Below are 21,245 nucleotides of genomic sequence, written 5' to 3'. Positions count from 1 at the left end.
CCCGCCGGGAACTCCCGGGGAAGCGCAGTACACGGACAGGACAAGAGCAGGGCAATAAATGGATGCAGGGCAACCCTGTACGCCCGTTCCCGCCTCTTTATCGGTGACTATCGCCGGACCGAACATGAGTACCCACCACGGGGGCAGGGAGTTGAGGGGCACATGGGCCTGACCAGCCGGTCACTCTTGTACACGGTGGTGTTCGTCGCCATTGTGTGTGTGGGCCTCACGATATGGCTCTGGCCGCGGCTCTCCGGACGCGGTCCGCTGCCCGTGCTGGGCCGGCTCGGGTCGATCCTGGTGACCCAGTTGACCATCATGTCCGCGGTCCTGCTCGCGGTGAATTCCGCCAATAGCTTCTACGGCAGCTGGGGCGAGCTGATCGGTAAGTACGACCGCTCGCCCGGCCAGGTCACGCAGGTGACCGAACCCGGCGGGAACGGCAAGGTCGAGGCGGGCCGGGGCGGTGGCGGCGGGCTGGTGCGGCCGGGCGGTTCGGAGGGGCTGGAGAAGGCGGGGCTGCCGAAGGGGCCGAAGGACAAGGTCGGCGCGGTGGAATCCGTACGCCTGGTCGCCCGCCGGGCGAATGTCGTCGAGCCGGCGATCGTCTATCTCCCGCCGCAGTATTTCCAGAAGCAGTACGAGCGCCAGCGCTTCCCCGTGATCGTGGCCATCAGCGGCTACCCCGGCGGAATCACCAATCTCACCCAGTATCTGCAGGTGCCGAAGACGGCGAGCACGCTGATCTCCGAGAACCGGATGCAGCCGACGGTGATCGTGATGGTCCGGCCGACCATCGCCCCGCCGCGCGACACCGAGTGCGTCGACGTGCCGGACGGCCCCCAGGCCGAGACCTACTTCACCAAGGACCTGCCCGAGGCCCTCAAGAGCGCCTACCGGGTCGGTCACGAGGCCGGCGCCTGGGGCGTCATGGGCTATTCCTCGGGCGGCACGTGCGCCCTCGAACTCGCGATGCGCCAGCCCGGTACGTACCCGGTGGCCGGCGCCCTGTCCGCCGACTACCGGATCAAGAACGACCTCACGACGGGCAAGCTCTTCGGCAGCGGCCCGGACGCCGCCAAGCGGCAGCGCGAGCACGACCTGCTCTGGCGGCTGCGGAACCTGCCCGCTCCCCATGTCTCGGTGCTCGTCACCAGCAGCGAGAAGGGCGAGAAGAACTACGCGGAGACGCAGAAGTTCCTCAAGGCCGTCAAGGAGCCCATGACCGCGGCGAAGATCATCCTCCCGGCGGGCAGCCACAACTTCACCACCTGGCGGCGCGAGATCAGCCCGACGCTGGAGTGGATGAGCAAGCAGCTGACCTTCCCCCAGGACACCGTCGACAAGTCCAAGCCGTCCGCGTCGTCCGCTCAGAAGGCGGAGGAGGAGCGGAAGCGGCGTGCCGAGGAGGAGAAGTGGAAGGCCGAGTCCGCCTCCGGCGAGGACGAGGAGCAGCCCTCCGGCGGGGCCGAGGTCTCCGAGGGCGCGGACGAGGAGTGAGGCGCCGGGCCCCGCGGCCCTGAGTCCCGCGGCCTTCAGGCCGCCACCGTGGGGCGCAGGCGGGCGGCCGCGTCGGCGAGGGTGCAGGTGAAGACCGGTTCGCCGTCCTGGGTGCCGGTCACCTCGGTGGTGAGGGCGTCGGCGGGCTGCCGGCCGCCGGCGTCCGTGGACGTCACGTCGATGACGCAGGGGCTGTCCAGCTCCGCGTACCGGTGGAAGGTGACGGCCACGCGCGACGGTCGCGTCCGGCGGGGCCGCAGCGTGCCGTAGGCGGCCTGGCGGGCCGCCTCCACCAGGACCATCCCGGGGATGTGGTCGCAGGGGTGGTCGAAGAGCGTCGCGTGGCGCAGGTTCGGGTTGAGCACCCAGCGGTCGCTGCGGGCGGTGGGTGAGAGCACGACGTCCAGGGGAGCGTCCCTGCCGACCTCGCACGGCTGGGCCCGGGCCGGGAGCATCATCGGCAGCGGGTCGGCGGTGCTGCCGCGCCGGCCGCGGATGCGGTGGTAGAGCCCGGGCGGCAGACAGGTGAAGCGGCCGCCGCCGGTGGCCACGGTCCGGCCCTCGCGCATGACGGTGATGTCCATCCGGAAGGCGAAGCGGCGTTCCCTGCTGTCGAGGATCACGCAGGTGGCGGCAATGGTCAGATCGGTGGGGGCGTTTCCGATCGCGAGCCGGTCCTCATGTGCCGTGAATTGCAATTCCTGAAGCAGGAAATGATGACCCATCGGAACATTCAATTCCGTGTGGGCGAGGAACAGACCGGTCTGTCGAATCGTTTCCGCCGCGAGTAACGGATCATGCCGGGTGCCCCCGTCCGAGGTGAAGAACGCATGCGCCCGCGGCCATTGGGCGGTGAGCGTGAAATGCGTCTCGTCCACTCCCGTGCAGCCGGTCAGGAACACCTCGGCGACGGCCGCGCGATGGACGAACTCCCGGGGAACCGTGCTGGTCAGCGTCGGTGCAGCGGCGGGTGGGCGCGGCGCGGGGATCGCGTTCGCAGTGGTTGGCCGATGCACGGAACTCTCCATGAAACCCGATGTGAGCAAGAGTCAAGAAACCTGAAATTCTTGTCCTGTTCTAAGATAACGGTTGGCCGGTTTTCTTCAAGGCCCGAGGCCCCACGAGCACGGCCCCGCGCGGTCGTTCCGCGCTGAACCATCCAATGGAGAGAGCTGATGCAGCACCAGTCCTGCCCCGTAGTCCTCGACCCCTCTGGACGGGACGTCCGCGGCGAGGCGGCCAGGTTGAGCGAACTGGGCCCGGCCGTCCGGGTGGAACTCCCCGGCGGGGTCGGGGCATGGGCGATCACCAGCCATGAGCTCGCCGCCCGGCTCATGCTGGACCCCCGCGTCTCCAAGGACGCCTACCGGCACTGGCCCGCCTGGCGCGACGGCGAGCTCGACGACAGCTGGCCCATGGCGATGTGGGTCTCGGTCCGCAACATGCTCACGGCCTACGGCGAGGAGCACCGGCGCCTGCGCAAGCTGATGGCCAAGGCCTTCACCGCCCGCCGCACCGCCGCCCTGCGCCCGCGCGTCGAGCACCACGTCGCCACCCTCGTCGACGCGCTGGCCGCCCTCCCGGCGGGGCAGAGCGTCGACCTGCGCGAGCGGTTCGCCCTGCCCCTGCCGATCCAGGTCATCTGCGAGCTGCTCGGCATACCCGAGGAGGTGCGGGACGACCTCTACCGCGTCGTCGACACGACCTTCCGCACCTCCATCACCCCCGAAGAGGCCCAGGCCAACCAGTACGAGCTCTACACCCTGCTGTCCTCCCTCATCGCGGCGAAGCGGGCCGCCCCGGCAGCCGACATGACGAGTGATCTGATCGCCGCCCGCGACGACGCCGAGGGACAGCTGACGGAGAAGGAGCTCCTGGACTCCCTGCTGCTCATCATCGGCGCGGGCCACGAGACCACCGTCAACCTCCTCGAACAAGCCGTTCTCGCCCTGCTCACCCACCCCGACCAGCTGGAGCTGGTGCGCTCCGGCAAGGCCGGCTGGGACGACGTCATCGAGGAGACGCTGCGCGCGCGGGGCCCGGTGGCCACCATTCCGATGCGCTTCGCGATCGAGGACATCGAGGCCGGGGACCAGGTCATCGCCGCAGGCGACGCCATCGTGATCTCGGTGAGCGCCACGGGGCTCGACCCCGACCGGCACGGCCCGGACGCGGACCGCTTCGACCTCACCCGGCCCACCCGGCGCGACCACCTCGCCTTCGGGCACGGCGTCCACCACTGCATCGGCGCCCCGCTCGCCCGGCTCGAGGCGTCCCTCGCGCTCCCCGCGCTCTTCGATCGCTTTCCGGAACTCGCTCTCGCCGTACCGGTGGAGGAGCTTCAGCCGCTGGAGTCCTTCATTTCCCATGGCCATCGGAGCCTGCCGGTGACGCTGGGTCCGGCCCGGATTAATTGACCGAATAACGCCTCTCGCCTTTGCCGCGTGGCGAGTTCGAGAATGCACCGCCGGGTAAAATGCGTCGCGTTCGGTTTGGTTTCCCCCAAGGGGTCTCGTCTCCTGACCCGGCGTGGCGTCACCGCTGCCGGAAGGCTGAGCGGGATGACACGGCTGGAGGTCGCGGAGTGGCGCAGCAGGAGCGTGGGATCAGAACTCGCCGGGCAGCGCTGGAGGCGGCTGCGGCGCTCTTCGCCGAGCGTGGCTACGAGGCCTGCACCATCTCGGAGGTCCTGGCCCGGGCCGGGGTGACCAAGGGCGCGCTGTACTTCCACTTCGACTCCAAGGAGTCCCTGGCGCGCGGCGTGCTGGAGGAACAGGTCACCCTGGAGGGCGTGGCCCCGCAGGCCTCGAAGCTCCAGGAGTGGGTGGACGTGGGCATGGCGCTGGCCCACCGGCTGCCGGAGGAGCCCCTGCTGCGCGCCGGGGCCCGGCTGGCCACGGATCCGCACATGCAGAAGCTGGTGAGCACGGGTCCGTGGGCCACCTGGAGCGAGGTGTCGGCCCAGCTGCTGGCCGAGGCCAAGGCGCTGGGCGAGGTGCTGCCCCACGTCGAGCCGGAGGCCACCGCGCGGTTCGTGATCAGCGCCTGGACGGGCGTGCTGCTCGTCTCGCAGGTCACCACGGGCCTGAGCGACCTGGAGGAGCAGATCTCCGTGCTCTTCCGGCACATCCTGCCGGCCCTGGCGACCCCGGCGATCCTGGTGCAGCTGGACACCTCCCCCGACCGCGGTGCCCGGGTCGTCGCCGAGGGGCGCCGGCTGCGGGAGGCGGCCGCCGTCGCGGCGGGGTGAGCCCGATTCCCTGACCGGAACCGGGGATTCAGCTTTCGGTCCGCTCCGTGGCGGTCGGCTTTCACCTTGCTTCGCCTTTGTGCGCCGGGTGATGATCGCGCCATGAATGACATGAAGAATCACGCCACGAATGACCGTCAGGGAATGCTCGCCGGCAAGACGGTAATGATTACGGGCTCTTCCAGCGGTATCGGGGCGGCCGCGGCCCGGCTGTTCACCGCCGAAGGGGCCGCGGTGATTCTGCTGGCCCGCCGCACGGAGCTGCTGGAGAAGCTCGCGACGGAGCTGAACGCGGCCGGTGGCGCGGCGACCGCGGTGACCGGCGATGTGACCGTGGCGGCGGACGTCGCCCGCGCGGTGGCGGTGGCCGTCGAGACCCACGGCCGGCTCGACGCCGCCTTCAACAACGCCGGCTGGGGCACGGCCCGCGAGCCGATGCACCTGATGGACGACGCCGACTACGACCGCATCATGGACGTCAACGTCCGCGGCGTGTGGAACTGCATGCGGCAGCAGATACCCGCCATGCTCGAGAACCCCGGCGGCGGCGCGATCGTCAACACCTCCAGCACCGCCGGCCTGGTGGCCCCGGGCGTGCCTTCCGCCCCCTACATCGCTGCCAAGCACGCGGTGATCGGCCTGACCAAGGCCGCGGCCGACGAGTACGGCAGCCAGGGCATCCGGGTCAACACCCTCGCCGTCGGCGTGACCCGTACCGAGCTGATGCAGCAGGGCTTCGACCAGAACCCGGGCGTCGAGGCCCTCCTGACCGGCGGCTCCATGCTGCCCCGCGTCGCCGACCCGGTCGAGATCGCCCACGCCGCGGCCTGGCTCCTTGCCGACCACTCCTCCTTCGTCACCGGCGCCACCGTCCCGGTGGACGGCGGGTTCACCGCGCGGTGAGCGCCCGCATCCTCCTCACCGGCGCGAGCGGCACGGTGGGCGGGGCAACGGCCCGGCTGCTGGCGGGCCGGGGGCACGCGGTGCGGCTGCTGGGCCGCGACGCCGCCCGCCTGCCGGACCTGGGGCCCGCGGCGGAGCGCGCGACGGGCGACTTCGCCGACGTCGCGGCCCTGCGGTCGGCGATGGAGGGGATCCGTGCGGTCCTCGTCGTCACCGCCGATCCCCGGCTGCCCGGCCACGACGCCAACGTGGTGCGCGCGGCCCGGGACGCGGGCGTGCGCCACCTGGTCAAGCTCTCCGCCCTGGCCGTCACCGACCCCGGCGCCCAGGACCTCATCACGTGCTGGCAGCGCGGCGCGGAGGAGCTCGTACGGGACTCGGGGCTGGACTGGACGCTGCTGCGGCCCCGGGCGTTCATGACCAACACGCTGGCCTGGGCCGACGGCATCCGCAGGTCCGGCACGGTGCGGGCCTGGCCCGCGGACGCCCCGGGCGCCTGCGTGGACCCCGGTGACGTCGCCGCCGTCGCGGCCCGGGTCCTGACCGAGGACGGCCACGCCGGGCAGGCGTACGGGCTGACCGGGCCGGCGGCGGTGACGGCACGCGAGCAGGCCGGGCTGCTGGCCGGGGCGCTCGGCAGGCCGCTGGCCTTCGAGGAGCTCGCCCCGGAGCAGGTGCGCCGGGCGGCCGAGGCCCGGTACGGCGCCGAGGTCGCCCAGGCGCTGCAGGAGAGCGCCGAGCGCCAGATCCAGGGCGCGAAGAGCCAGGTGGACCCCACGCTGGAGAGGCTGCTGGGACGCCCGGGGCGCAGCTATGCGCAGTGGGCCGATGAGCACGCCCCGCTTTTCGGCTGAGGCGGCCGCATGTGCCGCTGACGGCGGTCTTAAAAACCGCACATACGGTACGGGGAGGGGTTCGGCGTCCTGCGTGGGGCGCGGGGCCGGGCCCTTCGGTGGAGTCCCGGCTTCCTCTCGCGCCTCAAGAAAACCGACCGCATCCGGCGGCGGGGGCGGGATCCGGCCGTGGAGCAACCCTTCCGGGTGACCCGGAGCGTCAGCCGCAGGGTGACGGCGGTCAGCCGACCGGGGCGGTGGAGTCCATGATCTCCAGGGCGACGTCGAGGAGTGCGGTGCGCTTCTCCTCGGGGTCGCCCTGCAGCGTCTCCAGGGCCAGGGCCCCGAAGTGGACGGTCAGCATCGCGCTGGAGAAGCGCACCTGGGTGGCGACCGGGGTCTCGCCGGCCTGGATCAGCCGGGAGAAGGAGACCACGCGGTCCTTGAGCCGCTCGCCCACGGCCAGCTCGCGCAGGGTCGCCTGGTTCTCCTGCAGGATGCGGTAGAGCGGGGCGGCGTCCTTGAGCACCGCGCTGTAGCGGCGCAGCAGTTCACGCTTGGTCTCCAGTGTCGGTGGCTGACTCCTGCCCCAGGCGATGAGCTCGTCGACGGGCTCTCCCAGCTGGTCGGAGAGCGCGGTGAGGATGTCCTCCTTCGTCTTGAAGTGGTAGTACAGCGCGGCCTTGGTGACGCCGAGCTCCTCGGCGATCTCCCGCAGCGAGGTCTTCTCGTAGCCGCGCGAGACGAAGAGGTCCAGGGCCGTCTTCTGAATGCGCTCGCGGGTGTTGCTCCTGCGGGCCTTGGGGGTGCTGGCCATGGTCTGTCTCCCGCTCTCCGTCTTTCCGTCGTGAACCGGCCGCCCCGGCCGGGGCCTCGCGGGCTCCGGCCGGGGCGGCCTGACTGCTCCGTGCTCTGTTGTGACTTTAACTAGCTAGTCGGCAAGTCAGTTTCCCGTCGGCTCTCCGGCGGCCTTCCCGCGGCTTCCGCCGGGTCCCCGTCGGATCGCCCCGCACACGGTAGGGGGCGCGGCGGGCCCGTACGGACGACGACCGGGACGGGGGCCGGGCGCGCGCAATACCGTACTTGACGCCCGGCAAGTCAGTGCATACCCTTCCGGCTGAAGTAACTAGCCTGGCGGCAAGTACGTAAATGTGACTGGACCGAGGGGATGGTGCGCGTCGACATGGCCCGACACGCTGGTGCCGCGATCGACTACTACGCCGCACACGACTACGGCGCGGTGGGCGGTCACGCGGTGGACGACCGCTCGGTGGACGACCTCTCCATGGGCGGCTGGGCGGCGGCCGAGGAGCCCCTGCCCGAGGTCTTCGAAGGGCTGAGCGTCCCGGTGCGGACCGCGGCCTCCCTGCTGGGGCTCTCTCCGTGGACCGTGGCCCATCTGATAGAGCGCGGTGAATTGCGCAGCGAACGTGGCGGGCAGTATCGCTATGTCACGCTGACCAGCATTTTTTCCTATCGGCGGCTGACCCGTTGATGCCGATTTCGCGGTAGCGCTCCCACTGGCTCGAATGAGTGAAAGCCCGATGAATGCCCGGAACTTCCCGAATGGGCCGGAGTTATTCAGAACGCATTCTCAGTGGGGGCGCTACTCGATCGAAAGGCATAGACGTGCTCAAGAAGGTTCTCGCCACGGCCGCCCTGTCGGCTTCCGCGGTCGGCGCCGTCGCCTCGCCCGCGATGGCCATCGGAAACGACCAGGATGTCTTCAACGCCAACGGCGCGAAGACCGGTTACGGCAACACCCACACCGGTGGCAAGGAAAGCCCCCAGATGAGCCTGATCCAGGGCACGCTGAACAAGCCGTGCATCGGCATCGGGAAGATCAACGCGCAGGGCCTCCTCGGAGCGGTGCCCATCAACCTCCAGGACATCCCGATCCTCACCTCGCAGCAGCAGCAGCAGTGCACCGACAACTCGACGATCAACGACGGCGACGACCCGCTGTCGCACATCCTCGACGAGATCCCGATCCTGTCGGGCAACGGCTCCGGCAACGAGGGCGGCCTCTTCCCGGGGCAGGGCCACGGTCACTGACCGGCTGGACCGAGCGTGCGAGGAAATCCCCCTGCGGCGGGTGTGCGGGACCCGCTGCCGGGGGATTTCCCCTGTCCCGGGACGGGCGGATTCCTGTTCTCATCATTTCGCCGTCCTGGGCCGAAAGAATGAAGGCCGATAACCTTCGCACACGCTCCGAGTTATGCAGGTAGTTCTTGCGAATTCGTCGACCGGAGCTGAGGAAAAACGTGATCAAGAAGGTTGTGGCCACGGCCGTGCTGGCGGTTTCCGCAGTCGGCGGCACCGCTGTTCCCGCCCTGGCGTACGGCGGCCCGCACGGGGGTGACAGCCAGGACGTCGCCAATGCGAACGGCGCCATGCAGATGTACGGCAACACCTACACCAGCGGCTATATGAGCCCGCAGATGGGCCTGATCAACGGCTCGTTCAACAAGCCGTGCATCGCCATCGGCAAGATCGGCCTCCAGTCGCTCCTCGGGGCGGTGCCCATCGGGATCCAGGACGTGCCGATCCTGTCCTCGCAGCAGCAGCAGCAGTGCACCGAGAACTCCGTGATCAACGACGGCGACGACCCGCTGTCGCACATCCTGGACGACCTCGTGATCCTGTCCGGCAACGGATCCGGCAACGAGGGCGGCGGCCTCTTCGGCGGCCGCGAGCACGGAGGCCACGGCCACGGAGGCCACGGCCACCACTGACCGGGGCGCGCCCCGCACACGAGAGCCGCCCCCCGGCGATCCCGGGGGGCGGCTCTCAGGTCTCGTAGTAGACGGTGAGCACGGCGCCGCCGGCCTCGACCCGCCGCCGGCCCAGCCGTTCGCCGCGGCGCAGCGCCCGCAGGCAGTCGCGGAACATGCCCATTTCGTCGTCGGTCAGCACGGCGGCCGCCAGATCGAGGAGTTCGGCGACGCTCCGGTCGGTGAGCACGTCGGGCAGGTCCCCGGAGAGCAGGACCACCGATTCCCCGGTGCGTCCCCTGACGACGGCGTTGGACGTCGAGCCACCACTGACAACGAGCACTCATTCCCCCTGGCCTCGGGCAGATCGAGACGATAGCCGGGAAGGGGCATGATCCTCGGCCGGACGGGAATATTCGCCGGATTCAACTGTTCCGTGGAACCGGCCGGACCCGGAGCTGCGTCCGGTACCCAACGGCCGTGCCGGAGCGGCTGGTTCAGCCCTCTTCGGGGCGTTCCTTCGGTGCCCGCTCCAGCAGTGATTCGACGAGCGCCGCCACGTGCCGGCGGTCGTCGGAGGACAGGCGCTGGACACTCGCGATCAGCAGGTCCACCTCGGGGTCCGGCGGGGTGCCCGGTGCGTCCTCGGCCGTCGGGTAGAGGTGGATGCCGCAGGCCTCGGCGGCGGCCCGGCGCACGGTGTCCAGGGGCAGTTCGAGCCCACGGGACAGCCCTTCGAGCGTGGCCGGCTGCGGCATGCGCACCAGACGGTCGGTGGTGGCCAGGTGGTGCACGGTCGAACGGGGGATGCCGCCCCTGCGAGCGACGTCACCGTAGGACCAGCCCTGGCGGTCCAGACGCTGTCTCATGATCTGCTGCAGTGCGTTGGCCACTGACGGTCGCTTCCTGCTCTCGGCTGGCTCGGTTCCGCTCGGGTGAACCGATTCTACGGGGGGTGTCCACCGGAACCGCTTGCGCGGTGCCGACGGACGCCACTACTGTCCAATCTCGTTGGACAGCTCGTCCGACAGCATCGGACGCGGGCTGGGGGGTCCTGCCCGTGCCCGACCGCTTTCATTCGCACCACCATTCCCGGAGGGGGACGACCATGCTCGATGTGCATGAGCTCGAGGCCGAGTCCGCTGAGCTGCTGCCCGGCCGTGAGGCGCTCGGAAAGCTGAAGTTCAGCTTCAGCCGGACGACCAACGTCACCAAGCACGTCGCCGACGTCTCGGCGCACAACACCTCGTCGGCGCTCAACGCCTGCTCGCCGGACGCCCTCGCGCAGTCCGCGGCCGGCCAGACCATCGCCATCCAGCAGTAGCCGGCCGCGGCACTGAAGCCGCACCACCACGCCGACCAGCGCAGACCCGATCAGAAAGGCCCAGCCATGAGCATGAACCCGCGTGAGCTCGACGCCGAGTCCGCCGAGCTGCTGCCCGGCCGTGAGGCGCTCGGGAAGCTGAAGTTCAGCTTCTCCCGCACCACGAACGTCACCAAGCACGTGGCCAACGTCCACGCGCACAACGAGTCCCTGGCCGTCAACGAGAGCTCGCCCTTCGCGGTCGCGCAGTCCGAGGCGGCCCAGGTCATCTCCATCAAGCAGTAGACCCGGCCCACGCACTCGGCGGACCGCGTCCAGGGGAAGGCGCGGTCCGCCCGGCCGAGGGGGGGAACAGCGGTTTCGTCGAGGGGGAGGAACCAGATGACGGTGGTCGGAGACCACGAGGCCGGCCGCAGCCGCCATCGCAGCATCGACGAGACCGCGACCATCGACCGGGACACCGTGGCACCCGACGTCCGGACAGGGGACGCCGGCGCCCCAGTGCCCGGACCCGGCGGCTTCCCGTACACCGTCGCGGAGGAGTACGGGCAGGAGGGGACGGCCGCCGGGACCCTGCGGCTGCCGGTGGCACGGCAGCCCGAACCGCAGCCGCAGTCCGCAGCGGGAGCCCTCGTACCGAGGCTCGGCGCCGGACTGCGCCTGCACGGCGAGTACCAGGGCTCGGGGTTCAACGAGCCCAAGTACATCGCCCGCCGCGGCGACGGCCAGGTGGTCCAGCTCTCCCGGCTGCTCCACCTGGTCGCCTCCGCCATCGACGGCGTCCGTGACATGCGGGCCGTCGCCCGCGAGGTCAGCGCCGGGTTCGGCCGCGAGGTCAGCGCCGACAACGTCGCCTACCTCGTGGAGAACAAACTCGAACCGCTCGGCATCACCGTGCCGCAGGGCCAGGAGAGCGACGAGGTATCCGGCCCCCGCTCGGACCTGCTGCTCGCCCTCAAGGGCCACAAGGTCGTCTTCAACGAGCGGCGGGTGGCGGTCATCGCCCGCGCCCTGGCCTGGCTGCACCGCCCGCCCGTCGTGGTGGTCGTCCTGCTGCTGGCCGTCGCCATGGACGTATGGCTGTTCGCCTTCCACGGCGCGATGACGCCCGTACTGAACGTCCTCGACCAGCCCCTGCTGCTGCTCGCCGTCTTCGGGCTGACCGTCGCCTCCCTCGTCTTCCACGAGTTCGGGCACGCCTCGGCCTGCAGATACGACGGCGCCCAACCCGGCTGCATCGGCTGCGGGATCTTCCTGATCTGGCCGTCCATGTACACCGACGTCACCGACGTCTACCGGCTCGGGCGCGCCGGACGGATCCGCACCGACCTCGGCGGGGTCTACTTCAACGTCGTCTTCATGCTGCTGCTCACCGGCGCCTACTTCGTCACCGGGCAGCCGTTCCTGCTCTGCGCCGTCTACCTCGGCCACTTCGAGGTGCTGGAGCAGCTGATGCCGGCCGTTCGCCTCGACGGCTACTTCATCCTCGGCGACCTCGCCGGAGTGCCGGACCTCTACGGCAAGATCAAACCGATCCTGCTCAGCATGGTCCCGTGGCGGGGGCCCGACCCGGCCGTCGCCGACCTCAAGCGCAAGACCCGCGTCATCGTCACCACCTGGGTGCTGACCATGGTCCCGCTGCTGCTCGGCGAGCTCTGCTACGCGCTGTGGAACCTGCCCCGCCTCGTCGCCACCGGGGTGCGCTCGCTCACCGGGCAACTGACCGGGACCTACGGGGCGTTCGCGTCCGGCGAGATCCCCGCCGGGCTGGCCGGAGTGCTCGGCAGCCTCATGCTGATCGTCCCGCTGGGCGGCATGACCTACCTGTCCATCCGGCTCTCCGGGCGACTGGGCCGCAACGCCCTGCGCGCCACCGCCGACCGGCCCCGCCTGCGCATCGGGCTCGTCCTGGGCGTCGCGGCCGTCGCCACCACCCTGGCGTACGCCTGGACCAGCGGGGTCACGCCCAAGCCGCTGCCGCCCAAGCCGCCGATCGCCCCGATCCTGCAGCCCCACGTGCCGACCGTGCCCCCGGCGCCCAGCCACCCGCCGCTGCCCGGCCGCGACCCGGCCGAGGCCCGGACGCCGGGGACCTGGAGCCCCGACGGCGCCGCGCCGCCCGTCTCACCGCTGCCCTGGCGCACCCCGCCGGCCGCCCCCGGCCTGCCCACGCCGGTGAGCGTGCCCCCGCTCGTACCCGTCGCCGCACCGCCCGGCGAGCCCGCACCGCAGGCCAAGCCCTCCGCCGCCCCGGTGCCCGTGGTCCTGCCGCCCACGCTGCCGCCCGCCCTCCCGCCGGCGCTGCCGCCCGCCGCCCCGCCCAAGCCCGCACCGGCGCCCGTCCCCGCGCCCGCGGCCACGACCGCACCCCCGACGGCGGCGCCCGCGACGACCGCCCCGGCCCCCGCCCCCGCCCCCGCGACCACCCCGCCCCCGGAGTCCACCGCCCCGGCTCCGACGGCCCCGGCCGCGTCCCCGACACCGTCACCGTGAGAACACCCAAGGAGCAGACCGTGCAAAGCCCTTACTCCCGCCACTTCCTGCGGCTGGGCCTGCTGGCCGCCGGCGTGGCCACGGCCGTCACCGGCGGGCCCGCCCAGGCCGCCGGAGGCGTGACCGTCACCATGGACAGCGTCCGCACCACCGCCAACCACCGCCACCACACGCAGTACCGCGACAGCTTCACCGTCCACCAGCTCGGCACGGTCACCGCCGCCCGCGTCAGCAACCGCGCGAACGCCACCTCGTCCGGCTGCACCGCCGACGACGCCTGCCGCTCGGTGGCGCTGTCCTTCCAGATCGTCACCCTCTCGGGCCAGAACGTGCGCCTGAGCGCCATCAACAACGGCCGCGCCGTCAACGACCACTGCACCGGCTGCCAGACCCTCGCCGGCGCCTACCAGTTCGTCGTCTCCACGCCCAGGGCCAGCCGGCTCACCCCGGCCGCAGAGCGCGAACTGGCCGGCATCCACCGCAGGCTGGACGCCCTCGGCGGCTCCCGCGTGCCCGCCGCCGAGCTCAAGCGGAAGGCCGACGCCCTCGCCGCGGAGGTCACCGCCCTCCTCGCCAAGCCCACCTCCACCACCGCGGCCACCACCCGGCCGGCGGTCAAGGTGCACCGCCATCTGGACGGCTGGCCGGGCCGCTGACCCCGGCCCCCGCCATAATCACGACCATGGAAGCGGACCGCGGCACGCAGCTCTCCGGGCTCCAGCGGCGGCTGCTCGCCGAGCTGGTGGACCTCGGCGCGTGCTATCCGCTCGTGGTCACCGGCGGGGTCGCCGTACGGGCGCACCATCTGGTGGACCGGCCCGTGCGGGGCCTCGCCCTCGCCACCGACAGCCCGGTGCCGATGACGGACATCGCGTCCGCCGTCCGCACCGGGCTCGAGGCGCGCGGCCTGCGGGTGCGGCACGCCCACACCGACCCGCTCTCCGCCCGCTTCACGGTCACCGACCCGCAGACGGAGCGGGAGTGCGAGGTGCACCTCCTGAAGGAGACGATGTGGCGCCCGCCCGTCCCCACCGCGTACGGGCCCGCCCTGGCCGCCGAGGACGTGGCCGGCACCAAGACGCGGGCCCTGGCCGACCGCGGCCTGGCCCGCGACCTCGTCGACGTGCACGCCGCCGCCGGCCGCTGGTCGTGCGCCGAGCTGGAGGAGTTCGGCCGCCGGCACGCCCGGGACGCCTTCGACCTGGCCGACCTGCGGGCGCGCCTCGAAGGCACCGACTGGATCGACGACCGCGAGTTCGCCGCGTACGGGCTGGACGCCGGCCGTACGGCCGAGCTGCGGCGCTGGGCGCAGGCCTGGGCGGACGACATCGGTGAGCGGCTGATCGAGGAAGCGCCGTACGAAGACGGCGAAGACGGCCCGCAGAGCACGGACGGCGAGGACCGCTAGCCGATCGCGACACGCTCGCTCGTGTGATCTTCCGCTATTCGTACGCCCCTTGTGCTAGGGGAATCCCTCGTGGAGCTCGCCGAGACTAGGCGTGTGGCGCGTGCACTTATCTCCCGGTGGCCCGGGGGTCTCCGGACCCGCCCGCAAGCACGACCCGCATCAGCGTCCGAGCTCCGTAAGGAATTGCCATGAAGGCTCTCGTGCTCTCCGGTGGGAACGGCACCCGCCTGCGACCATTCAGCCACTCGATGCCCAAGCAGCTCATCCCGATCGCCAACAAGCCCGTCCTCGAGCATGTGCTGGCCAACATCGCGGACCTGGGCGTCACCGAGGTCGGCGTGGTCGTCGGGAACCGGCTGGAGGCCATCTCCGCGGCGCTGGGCGACGGTTCGGCCCTCGGGCTGCGCCTGACCTATCTGACGCAGGACGAACCGCTGGGCCTGGCCCACTGCGTGCGCCTCGCCCGCGACTTCCTCGGCGACGACGACTTCGTGATGTACCTCGGCGACAACATGCTCCCCGGCGGCGTCGAGGACCTCGCCGAGCGCTTCCGGGCCACCCGCCCCGCCGCCCAGGTGGTCGTCCACAAGGTGCCCGACCCCTCCGCCTGCGGCGTCGCCGAGGTCGCCGAGGACGGCACGGTGCTGCGGCTGGAGGAGAAGCCCGACCGCCCGGTCAGTGACCTGGCCATGGTCGGCGTGTACTTCTTCACGCCCGCCGTCCACGAGGCCGTCGCCGCCATCGGTCCCAGCACCCGCGGCGAGCTGGAGATCACCGACGCCGTGCAGTGGATGGTCGAGCGCGGCGACGACGTCCGCGCCGTCGAGTACACCGGCTACTGGATGGACACCGGCCGCATCGAGGACGTCCTCGCCTGCAACCGCGAGCTGCTGCGCGACCTGCGGCCCGCGATGGCCGGAGAGGCCGACGCGGACAGCGAGATCACCGGATCGGTGGTGATCGAGGCCGGCGCGCGCGTGGTGCGCTCGCGCATCGAGGGGCCCGCCGTCATCGGCGCCGGCACCCTCGTCGAGGACAGCCACGTCGGCCCCCACACCGCGATCGGCGGGGACTGCGTGCTGCGCGCCACGGACATCGCCGACTCCATCGTCCTGGACGGCGCCTCCGTGTGCGGCGTCCGCGGCGTGCGCGGCTCGCTCATCGGCCGCTCCGCCGACGTCGGCGCGGCCGCCCTCGGCACACCCCACCACCGGCTGGTCGTGGGCGACCACACCCGGATAGAGGTGGCGGCATGAGGCTGCTGGTCACCGGCGGCGCCGGCTTCATCGGCTCCCGGTACGTCCGCGGCCTGCTGGAGGGCAGCCTGGCCGTGACCGGAGGGGTACGGGTCACCGTCCTCGACAAGCTCACCTACGCCGGGCACCGCGCCAGCCTCCCCGACCGCGACCCGCGCCTGGACTTCGTCCGCGGCGACATCTGCGATCTGCCGCTCCTGCTCGACCTGCTGCCCGGCCACGACGCCGTCGTGCACTTCGCCGCCGAGTCGCACGTCGACCGCGCCCTCGAAGCCGCCCCCGACTTCGTACGCACCAACGCCTACGGCACCCAGGTCCTCCTCGACGCCTGCCGGCACAGCGGCGTCGAACGCTTCGTGCACGTCTCCACCGACGAGGTCTACGGCTCCATCGACGAGGGCGCCTGGACCGAGGAGTGGCCGCTCGCGCCCAACTCCCCCTACGCCGCGTCCAAGGCGGCGTCCGACCTCATCGCGCTGGCCGCCCACCGCACCCACGGCATGGACGTCTCCGTGACCCGGTGCTCCAACAACTACGGCCCGTACCAGCACCCCGAGAAGCTGATCCCGCTGTTCGTCACCAACCTCCTCGAAGGACAGCCGGTACCGCTGTACGGAGACGGCTCCAACCGGCGCGAGTGGACGCACGTCGACGACCACTGCGCGGCCGTCCACCTCGTCCTCGGCCGGGGCCGGGCCGGCGAGATCTACAACGTCGGCGGCGGCACCGAGCACACCAACGCCGCCGTCACCGAACGACTGCTGGAACTGTGCGGCGCCGACGCCCGCATGGTGCGCAAGGTCGCCGACCGCAAGGGCCACGACCTGCGCTACGCCCTCGACGGCCGCAAGCTCCACGACGAGCTCGGCTACGCACCGCGGATCCCCTTCGAGGAGGGCCTGGCAGCCACTGTCGGCTGGTACCGCGACAACCCCGACTGGTGGAAGTCCGCCAAATACCCGAAGGAGGGCCGGTCATGAGCCCGGCAGTCCCCGCAGGCGCCATGCGCGTGCTGTTCACCGTGTCCCACTCGCCCGGCAACTGGTCGTCGATGGTCCCGCTCGGCTGGGCGCTGCGCGCCCGCGGCCACGAGGTCCGGGTGGTCTGCGCACCGGCCCAGTCGGAGGCGGTCGCCCGCGCCGGGCTGACGCCCGTGCCCGTCCTGGAGGCCGAGCGCGAGGAGGTCATGCTGCGCGCGGTGAACTGCGTACAGGCCCAGCGCGGCCAGTGGCGCTTCGCCGAGCCGCCCCCGCACCCGGAGACCGGCCTCCCGCTGGAGTCGGCCGACTCCTTCGACGCCATGGGCTGGTACCAGCAGAACTGGCCGCGCCTGGCCGAGCTCTCCCTGCGCGGCAGCGACGCGGCGGTGGAGTTCGCCCGCTGGTGGCGGCCGCAGCTGGTCGTGCACGACCTGATGAGCGTGGAAGGCCCGCTGATCGGGAAGGTGCTGGACGTCCCCGCCCTGCTGCACCTGTGGGGACCGGTCGGGCCGCACGACGGGGAAGAGGTGGGAGGGGCCAGGCCCTTCCTGCCCGTCGACTTCAGCCAGGCCTTCGCCCGCCACGGCCTGGCCCCGCTGTCGCCCGACACCTACGAGCACATGATCGACCCCTGCCCGGAGGCGCTGGCGGCACCCGTGCCCGTCCGCCGCCACCCGGTGCGCCACGTGCCGTACAACGGGTCCGGCGCCATGCCGCCCTGGCGGCCGGAGCCCCGACAGGGCGCGGCGCGGCCCCGGGTGGGGGTGGTGTGGAGCACCTCGGCCACCGAGACGTTCGGGCCCGTGTCCTTCGCCGTGCCCAAGGTCGTCGAGGCGCTGGCGGAGCTCGACGTCGACGTCGTCCTCACCCTCACCGCCGGCGACCGGCGGCGCGTCGGCGAACTGCCCGCGCACATGACGGCCCTGGAGAACGCGCCGCTGCACCTGCTGCTGCCCGAGTGCGACCTCGTCGTCCACCACGGCGGCGCCGGCTGCACCATGACCGGGCTCGCCGCCGGCATTCCGCAGCTGATCCTGCCCAACGGCTGGGACCAGGAGCTGATGTCCGAACGCGTCGCCGGCGCCGGTGCCGCACTGGCCCTGCACAACGCCACCGCGGACGCCGACGATGTCCGCTCGGCCGTCACGCGGCTGCTGGGCGACGACGGCCACCGCAAGGCCGCGCAGCGCCTGCGCCGCGAGATGGAGGACCAGCCCGACCCCGTCGCGCTGGTCACCGCTCTCGAGGAGCTCGCCGCGGGCGCCCCGCTCGTGGCGAACTGACACCGCCGCGCTCACCCGACGGGAACCCCGGCATGGACATTGTGGGAAACGGATTCCTCGCCCGGCACCTGCGGCCGCTGGCCGGCCGGCACCCGGACACGGTGGTCCTGGCCGCCGGGGTCTCCTCGGCGGGCGGCACCTCCTGGGAGGCGTTCTCCCGCGAGGCGGCGCTGCTCGGCGAGGTGGCCGAGCGGTGCCGGGCCACCGGACGGCGGCTGCTGTTCTTCTCGACCGCCTCCACCGGCATGTACGGCGCCGGGCCCGGCCCGGGCACCGAGGACCGGCCCGTCACCCCCTGCACCCCCTACGGCGTGCACAAGCTGTCCCTGGAGGAGCGGCTGCGCGCCAGCGGGGCCGAGCACCTGGTGCTGCGGCTGAGCCACGTCGTGGGCCCCGGCCAGCCGCCCCACCAGCTGCTGCCGGGCCTCGTGCGGCAGCTGCGGGACGGCACGGTCCGCATCCACCGGGGGGCCGCGCGCGACCTGATCGCCGTCGCCGACGTCGTCACCGTCGTCGACCGGCTGCTCACCGCGGACCTGCGCGGCCAGACCGTCAACGTCGCCTCCGGGGAGGCCGTCCCGGTGGACGCCATCGTCGACCACCTGGAGCGGCGCCTGGGCCTGGCCGCCCGCAGGGAGCACCAGGACGCGGGCGGCCCGCCCGTGGTCACCGGCATCTGCACCCGCAAGCTGCGGGACCTGGTGCCGGAGACCGCCCGCATGGGCTTCGGGCCCACCTACTACCGCCGCGTACTGGACGGCTTCCTCGACCTCCCCGACGAGCGCGCCGCCCCGGCGCGGGCGTGAGCCGTCGTACCCGTACCGAACCGAGGAGGCAGCCCGCCTTGCCGAACGTCCCCGCACCCACCGTCCCCGTCGCGCCCCCCGCACCCCGCACAGCCCCGGCCGGGCCGCCGCCCGCGCTGCGCGAGCGCGAGGACGCCGGCCTGCCCGCACGGCTCGCCCTCTCGGCCGCCACCACCGACGGCGCTCACCTGCGGACGGCGGAGTTCGACGACTGGCTCGCCGGGCGCGAGCGCGCGCACCGCTTCCGCGTCGAGCGCGTCCCCTTCGCCGCGCTGGACGGCTGGTCCTTCGAGGACGGCACCGGCAACCTCGTCCACCGCAGCGGCCGCTTCTTCAGCGTCGAGGGGCTGCGCGTCACCACCGGCAGCGGGCCGCACCGGCTGTGGCACCAGCCCATCATCAAACAGCCCGAGGTCGGCATCCTCGGCATCCTGGCCAAGGAGTTCGACGGCGTCCTGCACTTCCTGATGCAGGCCAAGATGGAGCCGGGCAACCCCAACCTGCTGCAGCTCTCGCCCACGGTGCAGGCCACCCGCAGCAACTACACCAAGGTCCACCGGGGCGCGGACGTGAAGTACCTGGAGTACTTCACCCGGCCCGGGCGGGGCCGGGTCCTCGCCGACGTCCTGCAGTCGGAGCACGGGTCCTGGTTCCACCGAAAGTCCAACCGCAACGTCATCGTCGAGGCCCTCGGCGACGTACCGCCGGCCGACGACTTCTGCTGGCTGACCCTGGGCCAGCTCGGCGAGCTGCTGCACCGGGACCTCACCGTCAACATGGACGCCCGTACGGTGCTGTCCTGCCTGCCGGACCACGGCCGCCCCACCGGCGCCCTGCACTCCGACACCGAGGTGCTGTCCTGGTTCACGGGCGAGCGCTCCCGGCACGACGTGCACGCCGAGCGGATCCCGCTGGCGGGCGTGCCCGGCTGGGTGCGCGGGCCCGAGACCATCGCCCGCGAGGACGGCCGCTACTTCCGCGTCGTGGCCGTGTCCGTGGAGGCCGACAGCCGCGAGGTCCCGCGCTGGACCCAGCCGCTGATCGAACCGGTGGCACCCGGCGTCACCGCCTTCGTGGCCCGCCGGATCCACGGCGTGCTGCACGTCCTCGCGCACGCGCGCGTGGAGGGCGGCTTCCTCGACACCGTCGAGCTGGGCCCCACCGTCCAGTACACGCCCGCCAACTACGCCCACCTCGCCCCCGCCGACCGGCCGCCCTTCCTCGACCTGGTGCTGAACGCCGACCCCCGCCAGGTGCGCTACGAGGCCGTCCACTCGGAGGAGGGCGGCCGCTTCCTGAACGCCGTCGGCCGCACCCTCGTCGTCGAGGCCGACGCGGCGCAGGCTCCCCTCGACCCGCCGCCCGGCTACCGCTGGGTCACCCCGGGCCAGCTGCGCTCCCTCGTCCGCCACGGCCACTACCTCAACGTCCAGGCCCGCACGCTGCTCGCCTGCCTCGGCGCGATGGGGGACGAGGGCCGATGACGCTGCGCATGGGCGTCCTGGGCTGCGCCGACATCGCCCGCCGCCGGCTGCTGCCCGCCCTCGCGGCCGCACCGGACGTCTCCCTCGTCGCCGTCGCGAGCCGGGACGCCGCCACGGCGGAGGCGACGGCACGGCCGTACGGCTGCCGGGCGGTGACCGGCTACGCCGAACTCCTCGCCATGGACGGCATCGACGCGGTGTACGTGCCGCTGCCGAACGCCCTGCACGCCCCGTGGACGGAGGCGGCGCTGCGCTCGGGCCGGCACGTCCTGGCGGAGAAGCCGCTGACGTGCGCCCACACGGACACCGCGCGGCTGCTGGACCTCGCCCGCGAGCGCTCCCTGGTGCTGATGGAGAACATGATGTTCGTCCACCACCGCCAGCACGAGGCGGTCCGCGCGGCCGTCGCCGACGGCGCCATCGGTGAACTGCGCGCCGTGCACGCCGCCTTCACCATTCCCGAGCGCCCCGACGGCGACGTCCGCCACCGCCCCGAGCTGGGCGGCGGCGCCCTCCTCGACGTGGGCGTCTATCCCCTGCGCGCGGCCCTGCACGTCCTCGGCACCGATCTGCGCGTCGTCGGCGCCCACCTCGGCAGCGGCCCCGGCCGTACGGTCGACACCGCGGGCGCCGCTTTGCTGACGACGCCCGGCCAGGTCACGGCCCAGCTGACCTTCGGCATGGCGCACGCCTACCGCTCCGTGTACGAACTGTGGGGCAGTCACGGCCGCCTCACCGTGGAGCGCGCCTTCACCCCGCCCGCCGACGCGCGGCCGGTCGTACGCCTGGAGACGGCCGGGGCCGTGCGCGAGCTGCCCGCGGGCGGACCGCACGACCAGGTGGCGGCCACGGTGGCGGCGTTCGCCCGTGCCGTGCGCGAGGGCGGGGTGCCGGGCGGAGAGACGGCCGCGGTGCTGCGACAGGCGGCGCTGCTGGAGGAGATCCGGGCCGCCGCCGGCGCGGAGCCGGGCCGTCCGGATCCTGTGGCCGGCCCGGACGCCGGCTGACATG

General features: G+C 72.3%; 23 protein-coding genes. 19 read left to right on the top strand and 4 right to left on the bottom strand.

Features of this window, described 5'->3' with window-relative positions; translation table 11 throughout:
* Positions 1 to 162: 162 nt before the first annotated feature.
* Positions 163 to 1,500: an alpha/beta hydrolase gene (locus ACIGXW_RS22910; RefSeq protein WP_399574798.1), complete on the top strand. Its 1,338-nt coding sequence runs from the start codon at positions 163 to 165 to the stop codon at positions 1,498 to 1,500.
* 35 nt (positions 1,501 to 1,535) lie between these two features.
* Here ACIGXW_RS22910 and ACIGXW_RS22905 read toward each other — a convergent pair whose 3' ends face one another.
* A complete protein-coding gene (locus ACIGXW_RS22905; RefSeq protein WP_399574796.1) occupies positions 1,536 to 2,528 on the bottom strand; it encodes a ScbA/BarX family gamma-butyrolactone biosynthesis protein in 993 nt (330 codons plus the stop codon).
* A gap of 147 nt (positions 2,529 to 2,675) precedes the next feature.
* Here ACIGXW_RS22905 and ACIGXW_RS22900 point away from each other — a divergent pair, with 147 nt between their 5' ends.
* From ACIGXW_RS22900 to ACIGXW_RS22885, 4 genes are all read left to right on the top strand, one after another.
* On the top strand, positions 2,676 to 3,917 hold the full coding sequence (locus ACIGXW_RS22900) for a cytochrome P450 (protein WP_071965099.1): 1,242 nt from the start codon (positions 2,676 to 2,678) through the stop codon (positions 3,915 to 3,917).
* 167 nt (positions 3,918 to 4,084) lie between these two features.
* Positions 4,085 to 4,750, top strand: a complete 666-nt coding sequence (locus ACIGXW_RS22895) for a ScbR family autoregulator-binding transcription factor (protein ID WP_399574794.1) — start codon at positions 4,085 to 4,087, stop codon at positions 4,748 to 4,750.
* A gap of 111 nt (positions 4,751 to 4,861) precedes the next feature.
* Positions 4,862 to 5,653 carry an SDR family NAD(P)-dependent oxidoreductase gene (locus tag ACIGXW_RS22890; protein WP_399575115.1) on the top strand — a complete coding sequence of 264 codons (792 nt, stop codon included), beginning with the start codon at positions 4,862 to 4,864 and terminating at the stop codon, positions 5,651 to 5,653.
* On the top strand, positions 5,650 to 6,507 hold the full coding sequence (locus ACIGXW_RS22885; protein WP_399574792.1) for an NAD(P)H-binding protein: 858 nt from the start codon (positions 5,650 to 5,652) through the stop codon (positions 6,505 to 6,507). Before ACIGXW_RS22890 ends, ACIGXW_RS22885 begins: the two co-directional genes overlap by 4 nt.
* Before the next feature lie 220 nt (positions 6,508 to 6,727).
* Here the strand turns inward: ACIGXW_RS22885 and ACIGXW_RS22880 are convergent, their stop codons facing one another.
* Entirely contained in the window at positions 6,728 to 7,303 is a 576-nt protein-coding gene (locus ACIGXW_RS22880) for a TetR/AcrR family transcriptional regulator (RefSeq protein ID WP_399574790.1), read from the bottom strand.
* 366 nt (positions 7,304 to 7,669) lie between these two features.
* On the opposite strand from ACIGXW_RS22880, the gene ACIGXW_RS22875 reads away from it, so the two are divergent.
* From ACIGXW_RS22875 to ACIGXW_RS22865, 3 genes are all read left to right on the top strand, one after another.
* On the top strand, positions 7,670 to 7,981 hold the full coding sequence (locus ACIGXW_RS22875; RefSeq protein WP_399574788.1) for a hypothetical protein: 312 nt from the start codon (positions 7,670 to 7,672) through the stop codon (positions 7,979 to 7,981).
* A gap of 134 nt (positions 7,982 to 8,115) precedes the next feature.
* Positions 8,116 to 8,541 carry a rodlin gene (locus ACIGXW_RS22870; RefSeq protein WP_399574787.1) on the top strand — a complete coding sequence of 142 codons (426 nt, stop codon included), beginning with the start codon at positions 8,116 to 8,118 and terminating at the stop codon, positions 8,539 to 8,541.
* 209 nt (positions 8,542 to 8,750) lie between these two features.
* Complete coding sequence (locus ACIGXW_RS22865; RefSeq protein ID WP_104531659.1) at positions 8,751 to 9,221, top strand: rodlin; 471 nt, start codon at positions 8,751 to 8,753, stop codon at positions 9,219 to 9,221.
* A gap of 55 nt (positions 9,222 to 9,276) precedes the next feature.
* On the opposite strand, the gene ACIGXW_RS22860 is transcribed toward ACIGXW_RS22865, so the two are convergent.
* Together ACIGXW_RS22860 and ACIGXW_RS22855 are read right to left on the bottom strand one after the other, a co-directional pair.
* Entirely contained in the window at positions 9,277 to 9,543 is a 267-nt protein-coding gene (locus tag ACIGXW_RS22860) for a hypothetical protein (protein WP_071964219.1), read from the bottom strand.
* Positions 9,544 to 9,697: 154 nt separating this feature from the next.
* The gene (locus ACIGXW_RS22855) at positions 9,698 to 10,093 is read right to left on the bottom strand and encodes a helix-turn-helix transcriptional regulator (protein ID WP_071964218.1); all 396 of its coding nucleotides are present in this window, start codon (positions 10,091 to 10,093) and stop codon (positions 9,698 to 9,700) included.
* A 215-nt stretch (positions 10,094 to 10,308) separates the two neighbouring features.
* On the opposite strand from ACIGXW_RS22855, the gene ACIGXW_RS22850 reads away from it, so the two are divergent.
* From ACIGXW_RS22850 to ACIGXW_RS22800, 11 genes are all read left to right on the top strand, one after another.
* Positions 10,309 to 10,524, top strand: a complete 216-nt coding sequence (locus ACIGXW_RS22850; RefSeq protein WP_399574785.1) for a hypothetical protein — start codon at positions 10,309 to 10,311, stop codon at positions 10,522 to 10,524.
* 66 nt (positions 10,525 to 10,590) lie between these two features.
* Positions 10,591 to 10,809, top strand: coding sequence for a hypothetical protein (locus ACIGXW_RS22845; RefSeq protein WP_071964216.1), 219 nt, complete (start codon positions 10,591 to 10,593; stop codon positions 10,807 to 10,809).
* A gap of 96 nt (positions 10,810 to 10,905) precedes the next feature.
* A complete protein-coding gene (locus ACIGXW_RS22840) occupies positions 10,906 to 13,017 on the top strand; it encodes a hypothetical protein (protein ID WP_399574783.1) in 2,112 nt (703 codons plus the stop codon).
* Positions 13,018 to 13,037: 20 nt separating this feature from the next.
* Positions 13,038 to 13,673, top strand: a complete 636-nt coding sequence (locus ACIGXW_RS22835) for a hypothetical protein (RefSeq protein ID WP_399574781.1) — start codon at positions 13,038 to 13,040, stop codon at positions 13,671 to 13,673.
* A 26-nt stretch (positions 13,674 to 13,699) separates the two neighbouring features.
* Positions 13,700 to 14,425, top strand: coding sequence for a hypothetical protein (locus tag ACIGXW_RS22830; protein ID WP_399574779.1), 726 nt, complete (start codon positions 13,700 to 13,702; stop codon positions 14,423 to 14,425).
* Between the two features lie 188 nt (positions 14,426 to 14,613).
* Complete coding sequence (locus ACIGXW_RS22825; protein ID WP_399574777.1) at positions 14,614 to 15,681, top strand: glucose-1-phosphate thymidylyltransferase; 1,068 nt, start codon at positions 14,614 to 14,616, stop codon at positions 15,679 to 15,681.
* Positions 15,678 to 16,661: a dTDP-glucose 4,6-dehydratase gene (rfbB, locus tag ACIGXW_RS22820; RefSeq protein ID WP_399574776.1), complete on the top strand. Its 984-nt coding sequence runs from the start codon at positions 15,678 to 15,680 to the stop codon at positions 16,659 to 16,661. The genes ACIGXW_RS22825 and rfbB overlap by 4 nt, the downstream gene beginning before the upstream one ends.
* Complete coding sequence (locus ACIGXW_RS22815; protein WP_399574774.1) at positions 16,658 to 17,944, top strand: nucleotide disphospho-sugar-binding domain-containing protein; 1,287 nt, start codon at positions 16,658 to 16,660, stop codon at positions 17,942 to 17,944. Before rfbB ends, ACIGXW_RS22815 begins: the two co-directional genes overlap by 4 nt.
* A gap of 32 nt (positions 17,945 to 17,976) precedes the next feature.
* Entirely contained in the window at positions 17,977 to 18,750 is a 774-nt protein-coding gene (locus ACIGXW_RS22810; RefSeq protein ID WP_399574773.1) for an NAD-dependent epimerase/dehydratase family protein, read from the top strand.
* A gap of 116 nt (positions 18,751 to 18,866) precedes the next feature.
* On the top strand, positions 18,867 to 20,234 hold the full coding sequence (locus tag ACIGXW_RS22805; RefSeq protein WP_399575114.1) for an NDP-hexose 2,3-dehydratase family protein: 1,368 nt from the start codon (positions 18,867 to 18,869) through the stop codon (positions 20,232 to 20,234).
* Positions 20,231 to 21,241 carry a Gfo/Idh/MocA family protein gene (locus ACIGXW_RS22800; RefSeq protein WP_399574772.1) on the top strand — a complete coding sequence of 337 codons (1,011 nt, stop codon included), beginning with the start codon at positions 20,231 to 20,233 and terminating at the stop codon, positions 21,239 to 21,241. Before ACIGXW_RS22805 ends, ACIGXW_RS22800 begins: the two co-directional genes overlap by 4 nt.
* The last annotated feature ends 4 nt before the right edge of the window (positions 21,242 to 21,245 follow it).

Origin of the sequence: Streptomyces sp. NPDC053079 (genome assembly GCF_044546695.1) — a bacterium.
Taxonomy (GTDB): Bacteria; Actinomycetota; Actinomycetes; order Streptomycetales; family Streptomycetaceae; genus Streptomyces.
The sequence above is the reverse complement of the archived record's forward strand: the minus strand, read 5'-3'. Positions and strand labels throughout refer to the sequence as shown.

Coding starts and splice junctions, on each gene's coding strand:
- ACIGXW_RS22810 (WP_399574773.1), top strand. CDS start 17,977: ATGGACATTGTGGGAAACGGATTCCTCGCCCGGCACCTGCGGCCGCTG.
- ACIGXW_RS22815 (WP_399574774.1), top strand. CDS start 16,658: ATGAGCCCGGCAGTCCCCGCAGGCGCCATGCGCGTGCTGTTCACCGTG.
- ACIGXW_RS22905 (WP_399574796.1), bottom strand. CDS start 2,528: ATGGAGAGTTCCGTGCATCGGCCAACCACTGCGAACGCGATCCCCGCG.
- ACIGXW_RS22880 (WP_399574790.1), bottom strand. CDS start 7,303: ATGGCCAGCACCCCCAAGGCCCGCAGGAGCAACACCCGCGAGCGCATT.
- ACIGXW_RS22875 (WP_399574788.1), top strand. CDS start 7,670: ATGGCCCGACACGCTGGTGCCGCGATCGACTACTACGCCGCACACGAC.
- rfbB (WP_399574776.1), top strand. CDS start 15,678: ATGAGGCTGCTGGTCACCGGCGGCGCCGGCTTCATCGGCTCCCGGTAC.
- ACIGXW_RS22890 (WP_399575115.1), top strand. CDS start 4,862: ATGAAGAATCACGCCACGAATGACCGTCAGGGAATGCTCGCCGGCAAG.
- ACIGXW_RS22800 (WP_399574772.1), top strand. CDS start 20,231: ATGACGCTGCGCATGGGCGTCCTGGGCTGCGCCGACATCGCCCGCCGC.
- ACIGXW_RS22900 (WP_071965099.1), top strand. CDS start 2,676: ATGCAGCACCAGTCCTGCCCCGTAGTCCTCGACCCCTCTGGACGGGAC.
- ACIGXW_RS22910 (WP_399574798.1), top strand. CDS start 163: ATGGGCCTGACCAGCCGGTCACTCTTGTACACGGTGGTGTTCGTCGCC.
- ACIGXW_RS22845 (WP_071964216.1), top strand. CDS start 10,591: ATGAGCATGAACCCGCGTGAGCTCGACGCCGAGTCCGCCGAGCTGCTG.
- ACIGXW_RS22850 (WP_399574785.1), top strand. CDS start 10,309: ATGCTCGATGTGCATGAGCTCGAGGCCGAGTCCGCTGAGCTGCTGCCC.
- ACIGXW_RS22840 (WP_399574783.1), top strand. CDS start 10,906: ATGACGGTGGTCGGAGACCACGAGGCCGGCCGCAGCCGCCATCGCAGC.
- ACIGXW_RS22830 (WP_399574779.1), top strand. CDS start 13,700: ATGGAAGCGGACCGCGGCACGCAGCTCTCCGGGCTCCAGCGGCGGCTG.
- ACIGXW_RS22825 (WP_399574777.1), top strand. CDS start 14,614: ATGAAGGCTCTCGTGCTCTCCGGTGGGAACGGCACCCGCCTGCGACCA.